At 60.9% G+C, this 18,827-nt stretch carries 15 protein-coding genes and 3 tRNA genes; 5 read left to right on the forward strand and 13 right to left on the reverse strand.

What is annotated here, in order from left to right:
- Positions 1-200: 200 nt before the first annotated feature.
- From G3N95_RS34180 to tig, 8 genes are all read right to left on the reverse strand, one after another.
- Positions 201-2,129, reverse strand: a complete 1,929-nt coding sequence (locus tag G3N95_RS34180; protein ID WP_277398056.1) for a SurA N-terminal domain-containing protein — start codon at positions 2,127-2,129, stop codon at positions 201-203.
- A 94-nt stretch (positions 2,130-2,223) separates the two neighbouring features.
- A tRNA-Asp gene (locus G3N95_RS34185) sits at positions 2,224-2,300 on the reverse strand.
- Positions 2,301-2,341: 41 nt separating this feature from the next.
- Positions 2,342-2,417 (reverse strand) — tRNA-Val (locus G3N95_RS34190).
- Positions 2,418-2,485: 68 nt separating this feature from the next.
- A complete protein-coding gene (locus tag G3N95_RS34195) occupies positions 2,486-2,758 on the reverse strand; it encodes an HU family DNA-binding protein (RefSeq protein ID WP_007585907.1) in 273 nt (90 codons plus the stop codon).
- A 348-nt stretch (positions 2,759-3,106) separates the two neighbouring features.
- Entirely contained in the window at positions 3,107-5,524 is a 2,418-nt protein-coding gene (gene lon, locus G3N95_RS34200; RefSeq protein WP_205974509.1) for an endopeptidase La, read from the reverse strand.
- Positions 5,525-5,708: 184 nt separating this feature from the next.
- The gene (clpX, locus tag G3N95_RS34205; RefSeq protein WP_201652271.1) at positions 5,709-6,980 is read right to left on the reverse strand and encodes an ATP-dependent Clp protease ATP-binding subunit ClpX; all 1,272 of its coding nucleotides are present in this window, start codon (positions 6,978-6,980) and stop codon (positions 5,709-5,711) included.
- Positions 6,981-7,187: 207 nt separating this feature from the next.
- Entirely contained in the window at positions 7,188-7,847 is a 660-nt protein-coding gene (clpP, locus tag G3N95_RS34210; protein ID WP_007585897.1) for an ATP-dependent Clp endopeptidase proteolytic subunit ClpP, read from the reverse strand.
- Positions 7,848-8,029: 182 nt separating this feature from the next.
- Complete coding sequence (gene tig / locus G3N95_RS34215) at positions 8,030-9,376, reverse strand: trigger factor (protein ID WP_205974510.1); 1,347 nt, start codon at positions 9,374-9,376, stop codon at positions 8,030-8,032.
- Positions 9,377-9,885: 509 nt separating this feature from the next.
- Here tig and G3N95_RS34220 point away from each other — a divergent pair.
- Together G3N95_RS34220 and G3N95_RS34225 are read left to right on the forward strand one after the other, a co-directional pair.
- Entirely contained in the window at positions 9,886-11,031 is a 1,146-nt protein-coding gene (locus tag G3N95_RS34220; RefSeq protein ID WP_205974511.1) for a glycerate kinase, read from the forward strand.
- Between the two features lie 63 nt (positions 11,032-11,094).
- Complete coding sequence (locus G3N95_RS34225) at positions 11,095-11,550, forward strand: MarR family transcriptional regulator (protein ID WP_205974512.1); 456 nt, start codon at positions 11,095-11,097, stop codon at positions 11,548-11,550.
- A 178-nt stretch (positions 11,551-11,728) separates the two neighbouring features.
- Here G3N95_RS34225 and G3N95_RS34230 read toward each other — a convergent pair whose 3' ends face one another.
- The 3 genes from G3N95_RS34230 to G3N95_RS34240 all read right to left on the reverse strand — a co-directional run bounded on the left by G3N95_RS34230 (position 11,729) and on the right by G3N95_RS34240 (position 13,643).
- Positions 11,729-12,115, reverse strand: coding sequence for a hypothetical protein (locus G3N95_RS34230; RefSeq protein WP_205974513.1), 387 nt, complete (start codon positions 12,113-12,115; stop codon positions 11,729-11,731).
- Between the two features lie 199 nt (positions 12,116-12,314).
- Positions 12,315-12,821 carry a LamG domain-containing protein gene (locus G3N95_RS34235; protein ID WP_205974514.1) on the reverse strand — a complete coding sequence of 169 codons (507 nt, stop codon included), beginning with the start codon at positions 12,819-12,821 and terminating at the stop codon, positions 12,315-12,317.
- A gap of 735 nt (positions 12,822-13,556) precedes the next feature.
- A tRNA-Leu gene (locus tag G3N95_RS34240) sits at positions 13,557-13,643 on the reverse strand.
- 286 nt (positions 13,644-13,929) lie between these two features.
- Between G3N95_RS34240 and G3N95_RS34245 the strand changes: the two genes are divergently transcribed.
- Positions 13,930-14,763: a squalene/phytoene synthase family protein gene (locus tag G3N95_RS34245; RefSeq protein WP_205974515.1), complete on the forward strand. Its 834-nt coding sequence runs from the start codon at positions 13,930-13,932 to the stop codon at positions 14,761-14,763.
- A 3-nt stretch (positions 14,764-14,766) separates the two neighbouring features.
- Here G3N95_RS34245 and G3N95_RS34250 read toward each other — a convergent pair whose 3' ends face one another.
- On the reverse strand, positions 14,767-15,921 hold the full coding sequence (locus G3N95_RS34250; protein ID WP_205974516.1) for a DUF1501 domain-containing protein: 1,155 nt from the start codon (positions 15,919-15,921) through the stop codon (positions 14,767-14,769).
- A 63-nt stretch (positions 15,922-15,984) separates the two neighbouring features.
- Positions 15,985-16,320: a hypothetical protein gene (locus G3N95_RS34255; RefSeq protein WP_205974517.1), complete on the reverse strand. Its 336-nt coding sequence runs from the start codon at positions 16,318-16,320 to the stop codon at positions 15,985-15,987.
- A 238-nt stretch (positions 16,321-16,558) separates the two neighbouring features.
- Between G3N95_RS34255 and ompR the strand changes: the two genes are divergently transcribed.
- A complete protein-coding gene (gene ompR / locus G3N95_RS34260) occupies positions 16,559-17,284 on the forward strand; it encodes a two-component system response regulator OmpR (protein WP_035539351.1) in 726 nt (241 codons plus the stop codon).
- Between the two features lie 43 nt (positions 17,285-17,327).
- Positions 17,328-18,677, forward strand: coding sequence for an ATP-binding protein (locus G3N95_RS34265; RefSeq protein ID WP_205974518.1), 1,350 nt, complete (start codon positions 17,328-17,330; stop codon positions 18,675-18,677).
- Positions 18,678-18,827 lie beyond the last annotated feature (150 nt).

The raw sequence follows: 18,827 nt of genomic DNA on the forward strand, positions 1-18,827 counted from the left end.
TTTACGCTCCACGCTTCCTCCCCACACTCGGTCGCCCTCATGCAGTTGCGCTTCACTTCATTCGCTGTGACCAGCTTATGGCGGGACTTGCACCCGCAGGAGTGCGCCCATGCTGGGCGCACAAAAACAAAAGCCCCGCATTTGCGGGGCTTTTCTGTGGCGATCAAGAAACCGCACCCAGGCGGCTTCGAGCGAACGGTTTACTCGCCGGATTGCGGGTTATCGAGCGAGCCGTACATCTTCACCTTCGAACGCGCACGCAGCGCGTCGAGATACGCTTCCGCTTCGGCCTGTGCATTCACCGACGCGATCTGCTGCTGCGCCGACGTCAGACGCTGCGCGTCAGTCGGTGCGGGCTGCACGATCGAGTTCACGCGATAGATCGCATAGCCGTCCGCGCCCAGATCGACACCGACATAAGCCGGGAGTTTTTGCGCATCGGCCTTGTAAATTGCACCCAATGCGGCGGGCGGTACACCCTGCGCATCGTTGCGCGACACCTTCAGCGCGGATGAGAAGCCATCCGTCGACTTCGACCTCTGCAGATCGGCTAGCTTCGCCTCGCCTTCCTTGCGCGCGAGATCGGCTGCCTGCTGCGCGACGACCTTCTGACGCACGGCGTCCTTGACGGCCGCCAGCGCCTGCACGGCGGCCGGCTTGTAGTCGGTCACGTGCGCTGCGATCAGCGTGTTGTTGCCGACGTCGATGGCCTGCGTGTTGTTGCGGTCCTTCGCCGAATCGTTCGCGAAGACAGCAGCAAGGAACTTCGCGTTGTTCAGCGGGCTATCCGGCGGCAACGCGCTGTTGGCGCGCGGCGTGACCGTCGCGGTCTGGATCTGCAGTTTGTATTTGTCGGCAGCCGGCTGCAGGCTCTTCGCCTGTTCGTAGACCGTCGATGTGAAGCCTTCCGAATCGTCGCCGAATGCCTTGGTCGCGAGTTGCGCCTTGAGATCCCTGGCGATCGAGTCTTTTACTTCGTCGAACGGCTTCGTCACCGACGGCTTCACATCCGTCACCTTGACGATGTGATAGCCGAAGTCCGACTGGATCAGATCGCTGATCTCATCCTTCTTCATCTTGAAGACTGCGTCGTCGAACGCCTTGCCACCCGCGATCATGCCAGGGCTGAAGTAGCCGAGATCGCCACCCTTCGACGCCGAACCCGGGTCCTGCGAATTCTGCTGCGCGAGTTGCGCGAACTGGTCCGGATGCGCTTTCACCTGCGCGAGAACTTCTTGCGCCTTCTGCTTCGCCTTGTCCTTGTCGGCCGCGCTTGCATCCTTCGGCGCGACGATCAGGATGTGGCTGGCGCGCACTTCGCCCGTCGTGCGGAAATGCGCGATGTTGTCGTCGTAGTACTTCTTGAGGTCGGCGTCGCTGGGATTCGCCGATGCCGCGAGCGTCGCGGGCGACATCACCAGATACTGGATCGTCGCCGTTGCGGGCGTCGCGAAGTCATCGCGATGGGCATCGTAGTACGCCTGAATTTGTGCATCCGTCGGCTGCACCTTGGACTCGTATTCTTTCGCACGGAACGCAAGGCCCTGCACTTCGCGCTGCTGCTCGGCGAGTTCGGTCAGATGCTGTGCGAGCGTCTTCGGTGTGAACGCCGTTTGCGTGATCGCAGCCGGCAGCTGCTGCATCGACATGCTATAGCGCACCTGCTCCTGGTATTGATCGGGCGTGATGCCCTGCATCGCAAGGAGTTCTTTGTATTTGTTCACGTCGATCGAGCCGTCCGGATTCTTCAACGATCCGATCACGGGATCCGCAAGCAGCGCGCGACGCAGTGCATCGTCGGACACCGTCAGGTGCATGCGCTGCGTTTCGTCGGCCAGCACACGCTGCTGGATCAGACCGTCGAGCATGTCCTTGCGGCGCTCCGGCGTGTCGAACATTTTCGAGTCGAACTGGGCGCCGAGCATCTGACGCGCGCGGTCCATCTGCTGGCGCCATGCGTTGTCGAACTCGCTGCGCGTGATCTTGTGTCCATTGACGCTCGCGACGTTTGCGCTCTCGTCAAAGAAACCACGGAAGCCCTGGATACCGACAAAACCCAAACCCGGCAGGATGACCAGGATGAGCATGAACATCATCAGACGTTGGTGATTACGGAAGAAATCGAGCATGAGGAGGCAAAAGTCGGATGCCAAAAACGGAACGCCCGATAGTACAACAGCGGGCAATAAAAAAGGCGAACCGGAGTTCGCCTTTCTAGGATACTGGCGGAGTGGACGGGACTCGAACCCGCGACCCCCGGCGTGACAGGCCGGTATTCTAACCGACTGAACTACCACTCCTTTTGCTGCAGATCCTGCAGCGTGTCACTTCAATCTGGAACTGGTGGGTGCTGAGAGGCTCGAACTCCCGACCTACGCCTTGTAAGGGCGCCGCTCTACCAACTGAGCTAAGCACCCGCTCCGAGATTGCTGCTACCTGATTGCTTATCGATTTACATCGACACTTTCATCAAGCAGCAAGCCCGTTAGTTTAACGCATCCTTCAGCGCTTTGCCAGGCCTAAATTTAGGAACCTTGGCTGCCTTGATCTTGATTGCTGCGCCCGTGCGCGGATTGCGGCCCGTGCGCGCCGTGCGCTTGCCGACGGCGAACGTGCCGAAGCCGACCAGCGTCACCGAACCACCCTTTTTCAACGTGCCTTTGACGCCACCGATCACAGCATCCAGCGCGCGCCCTGCTGCCGCTTTCGAAATGTCGGCTTGCTGCGCGATGTGATCGATCAATTCCGTTTTATTCATTCCAAGCCCCCGAGAATGTTGTTGGGCAATCATGAAAGCGCTTAAGCGCCCGGTTATATACGGCACGGCAGAATTTGCCGGCCACTCATTAGAATGGTCCGAAACCCTTGTGTCAAGCGGGATTGAGCCTGATTCGAGGGGCTCGTCGGGGGGGCGATCGATCACAAAATCTTGCAAGCGATCGATGTGAGTGCAACCAGTTTGAGACGCGCCGCGCGGCATCCTGGATAGCGGGTGAATCGCGCGATCTAACAAGTACACGATCAAACGTTTGCGTCGTCCGGACATAAAAAAACCCGCGGACAAAGCCGCGGGTTTTTGATCGCTATGGACTGAGCGAACTGACGTTCAGTGCTTCACGACATCGCTTGCGCCGGCGTCTTTCGATTCACCGACGGGCGCTTCCGCCTTCGGCTCCTCATCAGGCAAAGCGGATGGCGCGCGTTCGAGCGCCAGCTCCAGCACCTTGTCGATCCAGCGAACGGGGACGATCTCGATCGCGTTCTTCACGTTGTCCGGAATCTCCGTCAGATCCTTGACGTTTTCTTCCGGGATCAGCACGAGCTTGATACCGCCGCGATGCGCTGCAAGCAGCTTCTCTTTCAGCCCGCCGATCGGCAGCACTTCGCCGCGCAGCGTGATCTCACCCGTCATCGCAACGTCGGCACGCACGGGGATGCCCGTGAGCACCGACACCAGCGCCGTCGTCATCGCGATACCGGCGGACGGACCGTCCTTCGGCGTCGCGCCTTCCGGCACGTGGATGTGGATGTCCTGCTTCTCGAACGCTTCGTCCTTGATACCGAGACGGCGCGAACGCGAACGCACCACTGAGCGCGCGGCTTCGACGGATTCCTTCATCACGTCGCCGAGCGAACCCGTGCGGATCACGTTGCCCTTACCCGGCATCACAGCTGCTTCGATCGTCAGCAGATCGCCGCCGACTTCCGTCCATGCCAGACCCGTAACCTGACCGATCTGGTTTTCCTTCGCGGCCAGACCGAAGTCATACTTGCGCACGCCGAGGAACGTGTCGAGGTTGTTGCCGTCGACCGTCACTGCCTTGTCCGCCTTCTTCAGCAGAAGCATCTTCACGACCTTGCGGCAGATCTTCGATACTTCACGCTCGAGCGAACGCACGCCCGCTTCACGCGTGTAGTAGCGAATGATGTCGCGGATGGCTGCTTCCGTGACTTCGATCTCGCCTTGCTTCAGGCCGTTGTTCTTCTTCTGCTTCGGCAGCAGATAACGTTGCGCGATGCTGACCTTCTCGTCTTCCGTGTAGCCCGACAGACGGATCACTTCCATCCGGTCGAGCAGCGGCGGCGGGATGTTCAGCGAGTTCGACGTCGCGACGAACATCACGTCCGACAGGTCGAAGTCGACTTCGACGTAGTGGTCGGCGAACGTGTGGTTCTGTTCCGGGTCGAGCACTTCGAGCAGCGCCGACGACGGATCGCCGCGGAAATCCATGCCCATCTTGTCGACTTCGTCGAGCAGGAAGAGCGGATTGCGCACGCCGACCTTGGTCAGGCTCTGCAGGATTTTGCCCGGCATCGAACCGATGTACGTACGACGGTGGCCGCGAATTTCGGCTTCGTCACGCACGCCACCCAGCGCCATGCGAACGAACTTGCGGTTCGTTGCGCGCGCAATCGACTGGCCCAGCGACGTCTTACCAACACCCGGCGGCCCGACGAGGCACAGGATCGGCGCCTTCACCTTGTCCACGCGCTGTTGAACCGCGAGATACTCGAGAATGCGTTCCTTGACCTTCTCGAGACCGAAGTGGTCTTCGTCCAGCACGCGCTCTGCATTCGAGAGGTCGTTGTTGACCTTGCTCTTCTTGCGCCACGGCAGGCCGATCAGCGTGTCGATATAGTTGCGCACGACGGTCGCTTCCGCCGACATCGGCGACATCAGCTTGAGCTTCTTCAGCTCGGCGTCGGCCTTCTTCTTGGCTTCCTTCGGCATGCGCGCGGCGGTGATGCGCTTCTCGAGTTCTTCGAGATCGGCACCCTCTTCGCCTTCGCCCAGTTCCTTCTGGATCGCCTTGACCTGTTCGTTCAGGTAGTACTCGCGCTGGCTCTTTTCCATCTGACGCTTGACGCGTCCGCGGATGCGCTTTTCGACCTGCAGGATGTCGATCTCGGCTTCGAGTTGCGCGAGCAGATGCTCGAGGCGCTCGATGACCGGGAACATTTCGAGGATCTGCTGCTTCTGGTCGAGCTTGAGCGGCAGATGCGCAGCGATGGTATCGGCAAGACGACCGGCTTCGTCGATGCCCGACAGCGACGTCAGGATCTCCGGCGGGATCTTCTTGTTCAGCTTCACGTACTGGTCGAACTGCGAGACGATCGCCCGGCGCAGCGCTTCCGTTTCAGCGCTATCGGCGTGATCGGGCTCGAGCGGCATGACTTCGCACGAGAATTGCGTTTCCTGCTCTTCGATCGACAGCGTCTTCGCGCGCTGCAGACCTTCGACCAGCACCTTCACGGTGCCGTCGGGCAGCTTGAGCATCTGCAGGATGTTGGCGATACAGCCAACTTCGTACATGTCCTTTTCGGTCGGCTCGTCTTTGGCCGCCGTTTTCTGGGCAACAAGCATGATGTGCTTGCCGCCTTCCATCGCGGCTTCCAACGCCTTGATCGACTTCGGGCGACCCACGAAGAGCGGGATCACCATGTGAGGGAAAACGACTACGTCGCGCAGCGGGAGCAGCGGAAGTGTGACGCGTTCCGGCGGGAGGAGTTGGGTTCCTGACATTTCATTTCCCCATGAGTGGAATCAGTTTGTTCGATAGTTGAGGCCGCCAAAAAAGATTGCAAGCCTTCGCGTGTGGGAAAAAGTTCAGTGACTCCAGAAAAACGGCCCATCCTGTCGACACGATAAACGAAAAAAGCCGTTCACGTCGCCATGAACGGCTTTTTTTCAAAAATCGGGAAGCCGATCAATTCGAACCCGCTACCTTCGGCGCGTCTTCGTAGATCAGTAAAGGCTTTCCGTCACCATCAATGACATTGTCGTCAATAATGACTTTGCTCACGCCCTTCATTGCCGGCAATTCGTACATCACGTCGAGCAACGCCTGTTCCAGGATCGAGCGCAAGCCGCGTGCCCCTGTCTTACGACGGATGGCCTTGCGGGCTATGGCTTGCAGCGCGGCGGGACGAATCTCCAGCTCGACGCGTTCCATGTTGAACAGCTTGTGATACTGCTTGATGAGTGCGTTCTTCGGCTCCACCAGAATCTTCATCAGCGCGGCTTCATCCAGCTTGCCGAGCGTTGCCACGACGGGCAAACGTCCGATCAGTTCTGGAATCAGGCCGAATTTGATGAGATCTTCCGGCTCGACTTCGCGCAGCACTTCGCCCGCATCGCGATCCTGCTTGCTCTTGACGCTGGCGCCGAAACCGATGCCCGTCTTTTCCGTACGGTCGACGATCACCTTCTCGAGACCGTCGAAAGCGCCGCCGCAGATGAACAGGATGTTGGTCGTATCGACCTGGATGAAATCCTGGTTCGGATGCTTACGACCGCCTTGCGGCGGCACCGACGCCATCGTGCCTTCGACGAGCTTCAGCAGCGCCTGCTGCACGCCCTCGCCCGACACGTCGCGGGTGATCGACGGGTTGTCCGACTTGCGGCTGATCTTGTCGATTTCGTCGATGTAGACAATACCGCGCTGCGCCTTGTCGACTTCGTAATTGCAGTTTTGCAGCAGCTTCTGAATGATGTTCTCGACGTCTTCACCGACATAGCCGGCTTCCGTCAGCGTGGTCGCGTCAGCGATCACGAACGGCACATTCAGAAGGCGCGCGAGGGTCTGCGCGAGCAGCGTCTTGCCGGAACCCGTCGGGCCGATCAGCAGGATGTTGCTCTTCGACAGCTCGACATCGTCCTTCTTGTCGAGATGCTTCAGGCGCTTGTAGTGGTTGTAGACCGCGACCGCGAGAATTTTCTTCGCGCGCTCTTGCCCGATCACGTATTGATCGAGAATGTCGCGGATTTCCTGAGGACTCGGCAGGTCGGACTTGGACAGGCCCGTTTCCAGACCCGCGCCCGCTGCTTCGTCGCGAATGATTTCGTTGCACAGGTCGATACATTCATCACAGATGAATACCGACGGGCCAGCAATCAGTTTTTTGACCTCGTGCTGGCTCTTGCCGCAGAACGAGCAATACAACAGCTTCTCGCTGTTCGAACCTTTTTTGTCCGCCATAGATGTGTGAGCCTCCGGACACTCGAATGACATGATACGCCGTTTGCCCACCTCGTTCAGTCCGGGGCGGGACGGATGCGCAAAAGCTGTGACGGCGTTTGCCGCAGGCGTTCAGACGGGTCTTATTATTTCACAAGGCTTTGCGCCGGCGCTCTTCCCCCAATTTGAGGAAAAAGCGCACCGGATCAGCCATGTTTCAGCGATTGCTTACGGACGCTTGTGCAGAACCTGGTCAACGAGACCGTAAGCCTGCGCGTCGTCGCCCGACATGAAGTTGTCGCGGTCCGTGTCGCGCTGGATGCGCTCGACGGGTTGACCGGTATGGTGCGACAGCAACTGGTTCAGGCGCTCCTTCAGATACAGGATTTCGCGCGCCTGGATTTCGATGTCGGATGCCTGGCCGCGCGCGCCGCCCAGCGGCTGGTGAATCATCACGCGTGCGTTCGGCAGCGCGAAACGCTTGCCCTTCGCGCCGGCCGCCAGCAGGAACGCGCCCATGCTGGCCGCGAGACCCATACAGAGCGTCGAGACGTCCGGCTTGATGAACTGCATCGTGTCGTAGATAGCCATGCCTGCCGACACCGAGCCGCCCGGGCTGTTGATGTAGAAGCTGATGTCCTTGTCCGGATTTTCGCTTTCGAGGAACAGCAACTGCGCGATCACGAGGTTGGCGGTCTGGTCGTTCACTTCGCCGACCAGGAACACCACGCGCTCCTTCAGCAGGCGCGAGTAGATGTCATACGAACGTTCACCGCGGCCGCTCGTTTCGACCACGATCGGCACGAGGCCGAGCGCTTGCGCTTCGAGATCCCGATCTCGCGACGACTGCGAGGTCAACGTGTCCAGCATTTGAGCGCGAAAGGTCATGCAATGGATCCTTGTCAGGAAATGTTCTGATAATCGGTTCTGGACAAGTGGGTGCGGCCGCGCGTTTCTTCAAGAGCTGCGACGGCCGACAGGCGTTGTTTTAGCATGAAGACCGTGCGCAAATGTAAAAACGGCGTGCGGGCCGTCGTTCGGACAGCCGGCACGCCGTTACAGCGATGCTATTACGCTTGCGCCGTTGCGCTTGCCAGCTCTTCGAAGCTCACTTCCTTGTCCGTCACCTTCGCCTTGCTCAGGACGAAATCGACGACGTTGGATTCAACGACATACGCTTCCATCTCTGCCAGGCGCTGCTGGTTCGAATAATACCAGCGCACGACTTCCTTCGGGTCTTCGTAGCTCTTCGCGAATTCGTCGACTTCCGCGCGAATCTGCTCCGGCTTCGCCTGCAGTTCGTTGGCCTTCACCAACTCGGCCAGCACGAGGCCCAGCTTGACGCGGCGCTCTGCCTGCTCGGCGAACATTTCGGCGGGGATCGGTGCGTCCTTGGCGTTCGGCACGCCGCGTTGCGCCAGATCCTGACGCGCCATTTCGACGAGGCGCTGCTGATCCTGCTCGATCAGTGCCTTCGGCACGTCGAGTTCGGAGATCTTCAGCAGAGCATCCATCACCTGGTTCTTCACGACAGCCTGCGTGCGACGCTTCGCTTCGCGCTCCAGGTTGTCCTTGATTTCATTGCGCATCTTCGTCAGGTCGCCGTCTTCGATGCCGAGCGACTTCGCGAATTCGCCGTCGATTTCCGGCAGGTGCGGCCACTCGATCTTCTTCATCGTGATCGTGAACTGCGCGGTTTTGCCGGCGACTTCCTTGCCGTGATAGTCCGCCGGGAAGGCCAGGTCGAATTCCTTCGACTCGCCGACCTTCAGGCCGAGCGCGGCCTTTTCGAATTCCGGCAGCATGCGGCCTTCGCCCAGGACAAACGCGAAGTCGTCCGCGCTGCCGCCCTCGAATGCGTCACCATCGATCTTGCCGACGAAGTCGACCGTCACGCGGTCGCCGTCCTTGGCTGCCGTGTCCGCGCCGCCGTCGCCGTGCTCGCCGGCTTCGCCGCGAGCGTGGTAGTGCACGCGCTGCTTGCGCAGGATGTCCAGCGTGCGGTCGATTTCCGCGTCGCTGATGGTGGTCTTCGTGCGTTCGATCTCAGCCGTTGCGACATCGCCCAGCTTCACGTCCGGGTAAACCTCGAACGTTGCGTCGAACGCGTAGTCGCCTTCCACGGCGTCCGTCTTCGGGCTGAAGCTCGGCTGGCCAGCAACGCGCAGGTTTTCCGCGCGGCTGATATCGAAGAATTCCTTGCCAACCTTGTCGCTCAGCACTTCGGCTTCCACCTGACCCGCGTACTGCTGCGTCACCATCTTGAGCGGAACCTTGCCCGGGCGGAAACCCGGCATGCGCACGTTCTTCGCGAGTTGACGGATACGCGAGTCCACTTCCTTCTGCACAGTGTCCTTCGGCAGGGAAATCGTCACGCGGCGTTCGAGCTTGCCGAGGTTTTCAACAACGTTAGCCATGGCTTCAATCGTCCTAAAATTATTCGAGCGAATCAGTTATCTTGTGTGCGCCGCCTGTCGATGTCCGCTTTGCGTTGTGCGCCCGACGCTGCGTGTTGCACACGCTCTTGCGCAGGGTCGCCGCTTCGCTTCGCTCACTGAGGTGTGACATCGATCGCGTGCCTCTCTCCGCGGGCTGTGAGGCCGCCGGCAGCACAGTTTGGGTCAGAGAGCCAAATATTTTAGCAAACTATTTGCGCGCCTAGCCGGATTCGCTGTTTCGCGGCTTCTGGCGCCTTGCCGGGCGCGCGGAAGACAGCTCGAAACGCTTCGATGCCCCGCGCCGATCGCCGTTCAGCTGTGAATCAAAGTCAATTCTGCCTATACCTTCCGGTATATTCAGTCGCGCGCCGCATGCTGATAAGCTTCATCACATCCTGACACGCCTGCCCTTCATGGACCGGCGTCCCGGCGCTTCAGCATCGCGGTAGCGGTAGCGATGCCTCCTCATACCAAACATCTGAGACACCATGCCGAATACGTCGTCCGCGCCCATCGTCGTCATCGCCCCTGATTCGTTCAAAGGTTCGCTCTCGGCCGAGCAGGTCGCGCAATCCATCGCGACGGGCATTCTGCGCGCGCGGTCCGACGCCACGATCCGCATCTGCGCCATGGCCGACGGCGGAGAAGGCACGCTCGACGCCATGCTGACCCGTGGCGGCGAGCGCCGCATGCTGACCGTGCGCGGCGCGGCGGGCCCCGCCCGCGAGGCTGCGACGGGCTTGCTCGCGGACGGCAGCGCAATCGTCGAAACGGCGGAAGTCGTCGGCATCACGGATCCGGTCGGCATGGGCGTTCCCGTCGACAAGCGCAGCACGCGCGGCATGGGCGAGGCGATCCGCTCGCTGCTCGACGCCGGCGTGCGGCGCTTCTTCGTCGCACTCGGCGGCAGCAGCACGAACGACGGCGGCGCAGGCCTGCTGGTCGGGCTCGGCCTCAAGCTGTTCGACGCGCAGGGACACGAACTCGACGCCACACCCGAGCAGCTTGCGCAACTGGCACGTGTCGACGCGTCGGGCCTCGATGCGCGTCTGCGTGAAGCGACGTTCGTCGGCATGTCGGATGTCGACAACCCGCTTACCGGCGATCACGGTGCAACCGCAGTCTTCGGTCCGCAGAAAGGCGTGCAGCCGGAGCAGGTCGCAACCATCGACGCCGCCCTCGCCCGCTTCGCCGATCTCGTCGAGCCGGCCATGAATCGTGTCGCGCGCAACCAGCCCGGCGCGGGCGCCGCGGGCGGCCTCGGGTTCGCGCTGCATATGCTCGGCGCGGACTTCGAGCCGGGCGCCGAAGTGGTCGCGCGCGAGGTCGGCCTGGATGCCGCGCTCGAAGGCGCCAACTGGCTCATCACGGGTGAAGGCCGTTCGGACGTACAGACACTGCATGGCAAGGCGCCCTTCATCGCATGCCGGCATGCGCGCGCGGCAAGCGTGCCGGCCACGCTGCTCTCGGGTGCCGTCGACTCATCCGCGTTGCCGAAGCTCGCCGAATATTTCAGCGGATGCTTCTCGCCAGCCCCCGGCCCGATCACGCTCGAAGTGGCGATTCGCGACGCAGCCACGCTGCTTGCGAACGAAGCCGAACAGATGACGCGACTCAGGTACGGCCCGCGTTGACCGCGCGAGCGGATGCAGCAACAATCACATCGCGGGACTGCATTCACTCACAACAGGAAGACCATGAAGGCCTCCGACAAAGCCGGACTCGAACAGTTTCTGACGTATCGTCTGCACGTGCTGAATAAACTTTCCGAGCGGGGCATCAGCGAACGGTATATGGCCAAGCTTGACGTGACGCTGCCTGAGGCGCGCGTGATTGCATCGGTCGGATCGTTCGGGCCGTTCTCGATCATGGATCTCGCGCGCCACGCGAACCTCGACAAAAGTCAGGCGAGCCGCGCAGCCGAGGCGTTGATCAGACAAGGCCTCGTGCAACGCGAAGCGAGCGCGGAAGACGGCCGCGTGGTGCTCGTATCGTTGACCACGGAAGGCCGGGCGCTCTATCGCAAAGTGATGCCCATCGCGCGCAAGTGGAATGTCGATCTCTTTGATTGCCTCGACGATCGCGAGAAGGTCGCGCTCAGCGAAGCACTCGACAAGGTGATCGAAAACGCCATCGCGCGTAACGCAGCGTAGTTGGGACAGACGAGGTCCGGGTTAGTCCAGTGTCGGCGCTTGCGCGGCGCCGTTGAATTCCTCGTTGCCTAATTTCTTAAACACTCATTCACAAGCCGCCCGCGCACAGCACCCATCCGCTCAGTCTCGATACGACGGATCGATCCTGTCCATCTGACGCAGCAATGCGTTCAACACATCAAAATAGAAATTGTTGTTGACGAGGTCGGCCTGCGAGCAGGAAAAAATCTGGTTGCTCGCGCAACCAGATGCCAAATGTTGGAAAGCGGTCGACGAGCGAGCGAAAAGCCAAAGACATACAGCGCATTGCACTTTTCGAACGACCGATCTCAAGGAAATCGTAATGCTGCCTTGCTACGATCGCCGCTCGCTTTCTCTCTGACTTCGAGGATTCAAAATGAAGAAGGTTGTTCTGGCACTGGTCGCTGCGGCCGCTGGCTTCATGAGCATGTCGTCGGCATTCGCAAACGGCAATCATCATCACGAGTGCCACAAGGTGCGCGTGCATCACCACTGGGAAAAGCGCTGCCACTAAGCAGGCTTTTGCAGCGTCGGTGCGATGCATCGAACCCCGCCTTCGCGCGGGGTTTTTTGTGGGTATCGATTCTGGATTTGGAGTGAGCACCTCCACTGTCAGGCGGAGGTACGGCAGACTGCGAATAAAGAGGGGGCACGCGAACACGCAAGTCTCACGAAACAGACATCGCCGCCTCACGATCAGCCACCAGCCGGGCAGCCAGCGGTATTGGTCAGTCGAACAAGACTTACGCGCCGGCACCCTCGCCAGGCGTCGCTGTCCCGCCGACGCCCGGAACAGAAGTCTGCATCAGATTCGCGATCTCCGACGCGCTGAGCGCGCGGTTGTAGACATGAACCTCATCCAGTGCTCCCGTATAGGTGCCGGCGACTGTACGGCCAATTGAATCGATATTGAGCGCGCCATTGAACGTACCTTCCGCGGTTTTGACGCCGTTCACGTAAATCGACATTGCACCGCTTGAGCGCGTCAATGCAACGTGTGTCCACAGCCCCTTCCGCACAGCCGCAGACGAAATCAGCACGTCGCGCGAGTCGCCCCAAAAGCGGGGATAGCCAGCATAAAAGTTGAAGTCGTACCCTTCTGCAGTATGGAAAACACCGTCCTGATTGGTCGGAGGGTTCAAGGTGTTGACCCAGGCATCGACCGAGAAATCGCCACTCAATGTGATCGGAGCAATCGACAGGTAGCCGCCGCCGGACAACGACAGGGCATTGTGCGAGATGCCGGTCAAGGTCTTCGCCAAATTGTTTCGAAAACCAGGAAGGATCGAGTCCGATTAATTTTGTAGCATACCTATCTTTTTTAAAAATTCGCATCGGATCGCAGGACTCAGCACGCGAATGTCTCTGCACGTCTCCATGGCCGCTGGAGCGTCCAGCTCACCCGATACACGGCTGAAGCCCGCTGAAATTTCTGGACATTTACTTAGCAAAACGAATCATATAACGGCGTCGTCGGGAGCGTGGTGATGGTCGCGCATGCTTTCCGTTCATCGTGTGGGTCACGGCGTCATCTGGAAGCGACAAATCACCGACGAACCAACATCTTTGACGTGACGAAAGATGAACTGTCGGACACACGGACGAAATCAGGCGCCCGGTTCCTGCTGAATCGTGCGTTCCGGCTATCCGTTTCCTGATTCCCGGCGAATCTCGTCAAGCACACCCCTTGCCTACAGAATGCGGCAGAGTGCGGTCACACCCACGCATCGACGATGCACTCAGCAGGGAAATAGCCGACGTAGACCAGGACCCAGACGGTCTTTCGGCCGGGACGATGGCCGCGCGTGCGGTTTATGATTGGATGCGTTGAGCGGACACGAGGCGGGCGATCGCGCGGTCAGCGCGATCGAGAAGTCTGCATCGGATGCGGGCGAATTTGCTGGCACATCACCGCACGCCCGGTAAAAGCTGGCTGAATTTTTAACGTTCGCGAGCGCGCCTTGCGTTAAAAATCAAATACTTGATGGTGCGAGGAAGGGGACTCGAACCCCTACACCCTTGCGGGCGTCAGGACCTAAACCTGGTGCGTCTACCAATTTCGCCATCCTCGCAGCCGGGCGCATGCGGAAAAAAGCATGCAGCACCGATGTCTTGCCGGCCACCGCATTCTTCAGCGCGATGTCATTCACATGGATAACTCTGACCCGGCAGGATCAGACTCGTCGTGGCCGCGAACGCTTGCGCAACAAAGCACGTCCGAAAGCGTAAGCGCGAGATTCTAACCGATTGCCCTGCACTTGTCTGCATATGTCGAATTCCGTCGATGCTACAATTTTCGGTCTTTCGTGCAGCCCCGCGCACAGCCGTGCGCGACCGCCTTCCTCACAAGCCAATCCCGTGAACTTCGACGAATATTGCCAGCAGAAAGCGGCGCCTCCCGGTTCGAGCACCTACTACGCGTTGCGCCAGGCGCCCGTCGCACGGCAGCCGCTGCTCACCGCGCTGTTCGCGCTGCGTCGCGAGTTCGAGGAGACGGTGAAGGAAACGACGGATCCGACCATCGGCCGCACCAAGCTCGCCTGGTGGCAAAAGGAAGCGGCGGCGCTCGCGGCCGGCGAGCCGACGCATCCTGTGTCGCAGGCGCTCGCCGCGCATCTGCCCGACGTGCAGGCCGAGTATCCGGCGCTGCAGAGCATGATCGCGGGCTTCGAGATGGATCTCGATCAGGCGCGCTATCTCGACTATCCGAATTTGCGTCGCTATGTGGCGGGCGTCGGCGGCACCTTCGCGTCCGTGGTCGCGCGCGCGACGGCACGCGATCCGTCGCAGGCAGCCTTGTGGGCTGCGCCGCTTGGCGAGGCGTTGATGCTCGCGCAAATCGTGGTGGAACTCGGCAACGACGCGCGGCACGGACGTATCTACATCCCCATCGACGAGATGCAGCGCTTCAACGTGACGGCCGCGGACATCATCAACCGCAAGTACACGGACGCGTTCACGGAGATGATGCGCTTCCAGACCGCGCGTGCCCGCGACGCGATTCGCAAGGCGCTCGATGCGCTACCCGTCGGCGAGCGCCACTCGCAGAGCACGCTGCGCGCGTTGGCGGCGCTGGCGCTGGCGTTGCTCGATGAGATCGAGCGCGACGGCTACCACGTGCTTCATCAGCGCATCGCGCTCACGCCGATCCGCAAGCTGTGGGTCGCGTGGCGAGCGGCGCGCAGGCACTGACTATCACGCGCGCAGCAGCGGCAACGGCTTCACGTCGTCGAGCAGCACGGCGTTCGCGTCCAGCTTCCAGAATGAAGCGAGTGCGGTTGCATAGAGCCGCCTGAAGTCGATCTCGACGGGCAGTCTTCCATCGGCATCGAGTCTGGTCAGATCGGGCGGCTGGCCATACACGCCGCCCTGCACCCCGCCGCCCATCACGAAGTGCGCCGCAGCGCCGCCATGCCCGGTGCCGCGATCGACGTTCTCATGCGCGGAACGGCCGAATTCCGAATACGTCATCACGAGCGTGTCGCGCCAGCGGCCGCGCCGCGCGAGTTCTGCACGAAGCGTCGCACAGCCGTCGGCGAGTTGCGTAAGCAGCGCGGCATGACGTGCGAGCTGATTGCGATGTGCGTCGAAGCCATCGAGCGTCACGCGAATCGCAGCGCTCGTGTGCGGCTGCATCGTATCGACCGCGCGCAGCGCAGCGTCGATCGAATCGCGAAACGTGCGTACGTCGGGGTGAGACGCTTGCACAGCAGCGAATGTCGTGCTCGACCCTGGATCGTCTTCGTCCCGGGAGACGTGAGGATCGGGATCGTCGACACGCACCCACGAACATTCCGCCCCGGAGCGATGCGCGATTTGCGCAAACGGCCCGGGCTCGTCGCAGCCGAACGACGCGGTTATGAAGCGTCTGCCTGCAGCACTGCACTGCCCGGCCGCACGCGTCAGCCAGCCATCGCGCCGATAAACATCGGCACGCGATGCGGTGTCCCAGATCTCTCTCGAGCGGAAATGCGATGCATCGTCCTGCTCGCAACCGATGCCCTGCACGACGGCCAGTTGCCCATCGCGCCACGAGGAAAGCAGCGGACGCAGCGCCGGATGCAGCGCCGTTCGACCGTCGAGCACGAGCCCGTGGTCGCGCGGTATCGCGATGTGCCTGCGCAGCGCATAGTAAGTGGAGTCGGTGAACGGAATGACGGTGTTCAATCCGTCGTTGCCGCCCTTCAGTTCGATCAGGATCAGCAGCTTGCCGGACCCGTCGCGAGCGGTTGCGGCCGCATCGAGTTGCGACGATATGCCGCCGGCTGGCTGTGGCGTTGCGAACACGCGCGACATCGATAACGAAGCGCCTGCGGCCGCTGCCATCGAAATGAAGTCGCGTCGTTTCACCTACGCCTCTCGGGATAGATCACAGCCATTGCCGCCCACGGCCTGCGCGCGGCCACCACGGCGTCAGCGCTTGTACAGTTCGCGAACGGCGTCTTCGATATGCTGGCGCAACAGACGCCGTTCTTCAGGCGTCATATGTCCGTCGCGCCGGCGCTGATCCAGATCGGGCGGCACGGCAGTCGTGCGCATGATCGTGTCGGATGCGGGGCGATCGGTGTTGGGATTATGCGGCTGGCGACCCTGGCGCATGTGCGGACGCTGGGGCGGGCGCGTGTCGGTATTGCGTTCCGTCGAGGAATCGGCATAGGCGGAGACCGGGCTCAACGCGCTAGCGAACACGATCGCAACAGCTACTGCGATCACGCTCAGGCGCATGTTCGGCCAGACCCCTCCCTTCATCTTGTTCCCTTCGTGGCGCGGCAACCGGCAACCTCAGATACGTGTATTGACTCCGGCTTGAAACCGGGTGCGAGAGCTTTATTCGAGTGAAGTATCTACCGAACTGGCGCAAACAGTAAAGGAGTGTAAGCGCCAAGGCTTTACGCCGTGCCACAGGCCGGGTAAATTTTGTAACTGACTGTTACGTGATAAATGGTGCAAACGCGCACCTCTTTCTAATCGCGCTAAGATGCCGACCATGGAAACCAAAAACCCTTCGAAAATCCTCGTCGTCGATGACGACCCGCGTTTGCGTGACCTGCTGCGCCGTTACCTCGGCGAGCAGGGTTTTAACGTTTATGTCGCCGAGAACGCACCCTCGATGAACAAGCTGTGGGTGCGCGAACGTTTCGATCTGCTGGTGCTCGACCTGATGCTGCCCGGGGAAGACGGTCTTTCTATCTGCCGGCGTCTGCGCGGCAGCAACGACCGCACGCCGATCATCATGCTGACGGCCAAGGGTGAGGACGTGGATCGTATCGTCGGCCTCGAAATGGGCGCCGACGACTATCTGCCGAAGCCATTCAATCCGCGCGAACTGGTCGCGCGCATTCACGCGGTGCTGCGCCGCCAGTCGCCGTCCGAACTGCCGGGCGCGCCGTCGGAAACGTCGGAAGTCTTCGAGTTCGGCGAGTTCGCGCTGAACCTCGCCACTCGCACGCTCACCAAGGCCGGCCAGGAAATCCCGCTGACGACGGGCGAGTTTTCCGTGCTGAAGGTGTTCGCGCGTCATCCGCGCCAGCCGCTGTCGCGTGAAAAGCTGATGGAACTCGCGCGCGGCCGTGAATATGAAGTATTCGACCGCAGTCTCGACGTGCAGATCTCCCGTCTGCGCAAACTGATTGAACCGGATCCGGGCAGCCCGCGCTTCATCCAGACGGTCTGGGGTCTCGGCTATGTGTTCATTCCCGACGGCGCTGCCTGAGTTTGCCGTTCCAGTTGTCTCTCTTTTTTGACACGAAGGCCGCATGCGGATCGACCGGCGCCTCCTGACGCTCGCATTCGGCGGCCTGTTCTGGCGAACGTTTCTGCTGATCGCGCTCCTGATCGCGGTCAGCCTCGCCGCATGGTTCCAGAGCTTCCGGGTGATCGAGCGCGAGCCGCGCGCGCAGCGCGTCGCGCTGCAACTGGTCGCGATCGTGAAACTCACGCGCACCGCACTCCTCTATTCCGATCCCGATCTGCGGCGCGCATTGCTGCAAGACCTGGAAAGCAACGAGGGCGTGCGCGTGTACCCGCGCGAGACCACCGACAAATACAAGCTCCAGCCCGACGAATCGCTCAATCGTTTGATCGAGCATGACATACGCGGGCGTCTCGGCGACGACACGATCATCGCGCAGTCGGTCAACGACATTCCCGGCGTGTGGATCAGCTTCAAGATCGACGACGACGACTACTGGGTCGCCCTCGACCGCGATCAGCTCGACAGCGTAACGGGCCTGCAATGGGCCGGCTGGGGCATTTTCGCGCTCGCGCTGTCGCTGTTCGGCGCGGCGTTCATCACAAGCCTGGTGAACCGGCCATTCGCGCGCCTCGCGATGGCCGCGCGCAAAGTCGGTTCGGGTCAGGCGCCCGAAAAACTGCCCGAGCGCGGCATGGGCGTCGCCGCCGAAACCAACCGAAGCTTCAACCAGATGGTGCAGGATCTGGAACAACTCGATGCGGACCGCGCGCTGATGCTCGCGGGCATTTCGCACGACCTGCGCACGCCGCTTGCTCGTCTTCGACTGGAAACGGAAATGAGTCCGTCGGATCAGGCGACCAAGGACGCGATGATCGACGACATCGAACAGATGGACATGATCATCGGGCGCTTCCTCGATTACGCGCGTCCTGTGCAAAGAAATCCGGAACCTGTCGACCTGTCGGTGATCGCAGGAGAACTGGCTGCGCGCATGTCGAGCGAAGACGGCATGCGGCTGGTCACGCGGCTTGCTCCCTCTGCTGTGATCGAGGCAGACGAGACGGATATCCGGCGCGTCGTCGGCAATCTGATCGAGAACGCCCGCAAGTACGGGCTGTCCGAATCCGATGGCATCCCGCATGTGATCCTGGAAACGCGGGTGTCGCATTCGCGCGTCGAGCTTTCGGTGGTCGACGAGGGTCCGGGCATTCCGGAAGACCAGCTTCCGCTCGTCACGCGTCCGTTCTACCGCGTGAATTCGGCGCGCACCCAGGCGAACGGCACGGGCCTCGGCATGGCGATCGTGCAACGGCTCGTCGGACGTTATCGGGGCGCGCTTCGTCTGCGCAACCGGACGCCGCTGCCAGGCCTCGAAGTGACGATCGAGTTCCCGCTCGCGAAGAGCATCTGACGGAAACTGACGCCCATTGCGGTTGCCGCATGCCAGGGGATCCTCTTCCCCGATTTCGTGCAAAGCGAATATGCAGACGCTGCACGATCGATCGTTTCGAGAAAATCCATCTCAATCGTTAGACAAAAACTATTGAATGGATTTACCTAT

The sequence above is a fragment of the Paraburkholderia sp. Tr-20389 genome (genome assembly GCF_017104565.1).
Lineage (GTDB): Bacteria > Pseudomonadota > Gammaproteobacteria > Burkholderiales > Burkholderiaceae > Paraburkholderia.

What these genes read in the sequence shown, in the direction of transcription:
- ompR (WP_035539351.1), top strand. Translation starts at nt 16,559, where the DNA reads ATGGAAACCAAAAACCCTTCGAAAATCCTCGTCGTCGATGACGACCCG.
- G3N95_RS34195 (WP_007585907.1), bottom strand. Translation starts at nt 2,758, where the DNA reads ATGAATAAAACGGAATTGATCGATCACATCGCGCAGCAAGCCGACATT.
- G3N95_RS34255 (WP_205974517.1), bottom strand. Translation starts at nt 16,320, where the DNA reads ATGAAGGGAGGGGTCTGGCCGAACATGCGCCTGAGCGTGATCGCAGTA.
- lon (WP_205974509.1), bottom strand. Translation starts at nt 5,524, where the DNA reads ATGTCAGGAACCCAACTCCTCCCGCCGGAACGCGTCACACTTCCGCTG.
- tig (WP_205974510.1), bottom strand. Translation starts at nt 9,376, where the DNA reads ATGGCTAACGTTGTTGAAAACCTCGGCAAGCTCGAACGCCGCGTGACG.
- G3N95_RS34225 (WP_205974512.1), top strand. Translation starts at nt 11,095, where the DNA reads ATGAAGGCCTCCGACAAAGCCGGACTCGAACAGTTTCTGACGTATCGT.
- clpX (WP_201652271.1), bottom strand. Translation starts at nt 6,980, where the DNA reads ATGGCGGACAAAAAAGGTTCGAACAGCGAGAAGCTGTTGTATTGCTCG.
- clpP (WP_007585897.1), bottom strand. Translation starts at nt 7,847, where the DNA reads ATGACCTTTCGCGCTCAAATGCTGGACACGTTGACCTCGCAGTCGTCG.
- G3N95_RS34180 (WP_277398056.1), bottom strand. Translation starts at nt 2,129, where the DNA reads ATGCTCGATTTCTTCCGTAATCACCAACGTCTGATGATGTTCATGCTC.
- G3N95_RS34230 (WP_205974513.1), bottom strand. Translation starts at nt 12,115, where the DNA reads ATGCATCGCACCGACGCTGCAAAAGCCTGCTTAGTGGCAGCGCTTTTC.
- G3N95_RS34220 (WP_205974511.1), top strand. Translation starts at nt 9,886, where the DNA reads ATGCCGAATACGTCGTCCGCGCCCATCGTCGTCATCGCCCCTGATTCG.
- G3N95_RS34265 (WP_205974518.1), top strand. Translation starts at nt 17,328, where the DNA reads ATGCGGATCGACCGGCGCCTCCTGACGCTCGCATTCGGCGGCCTGTTC.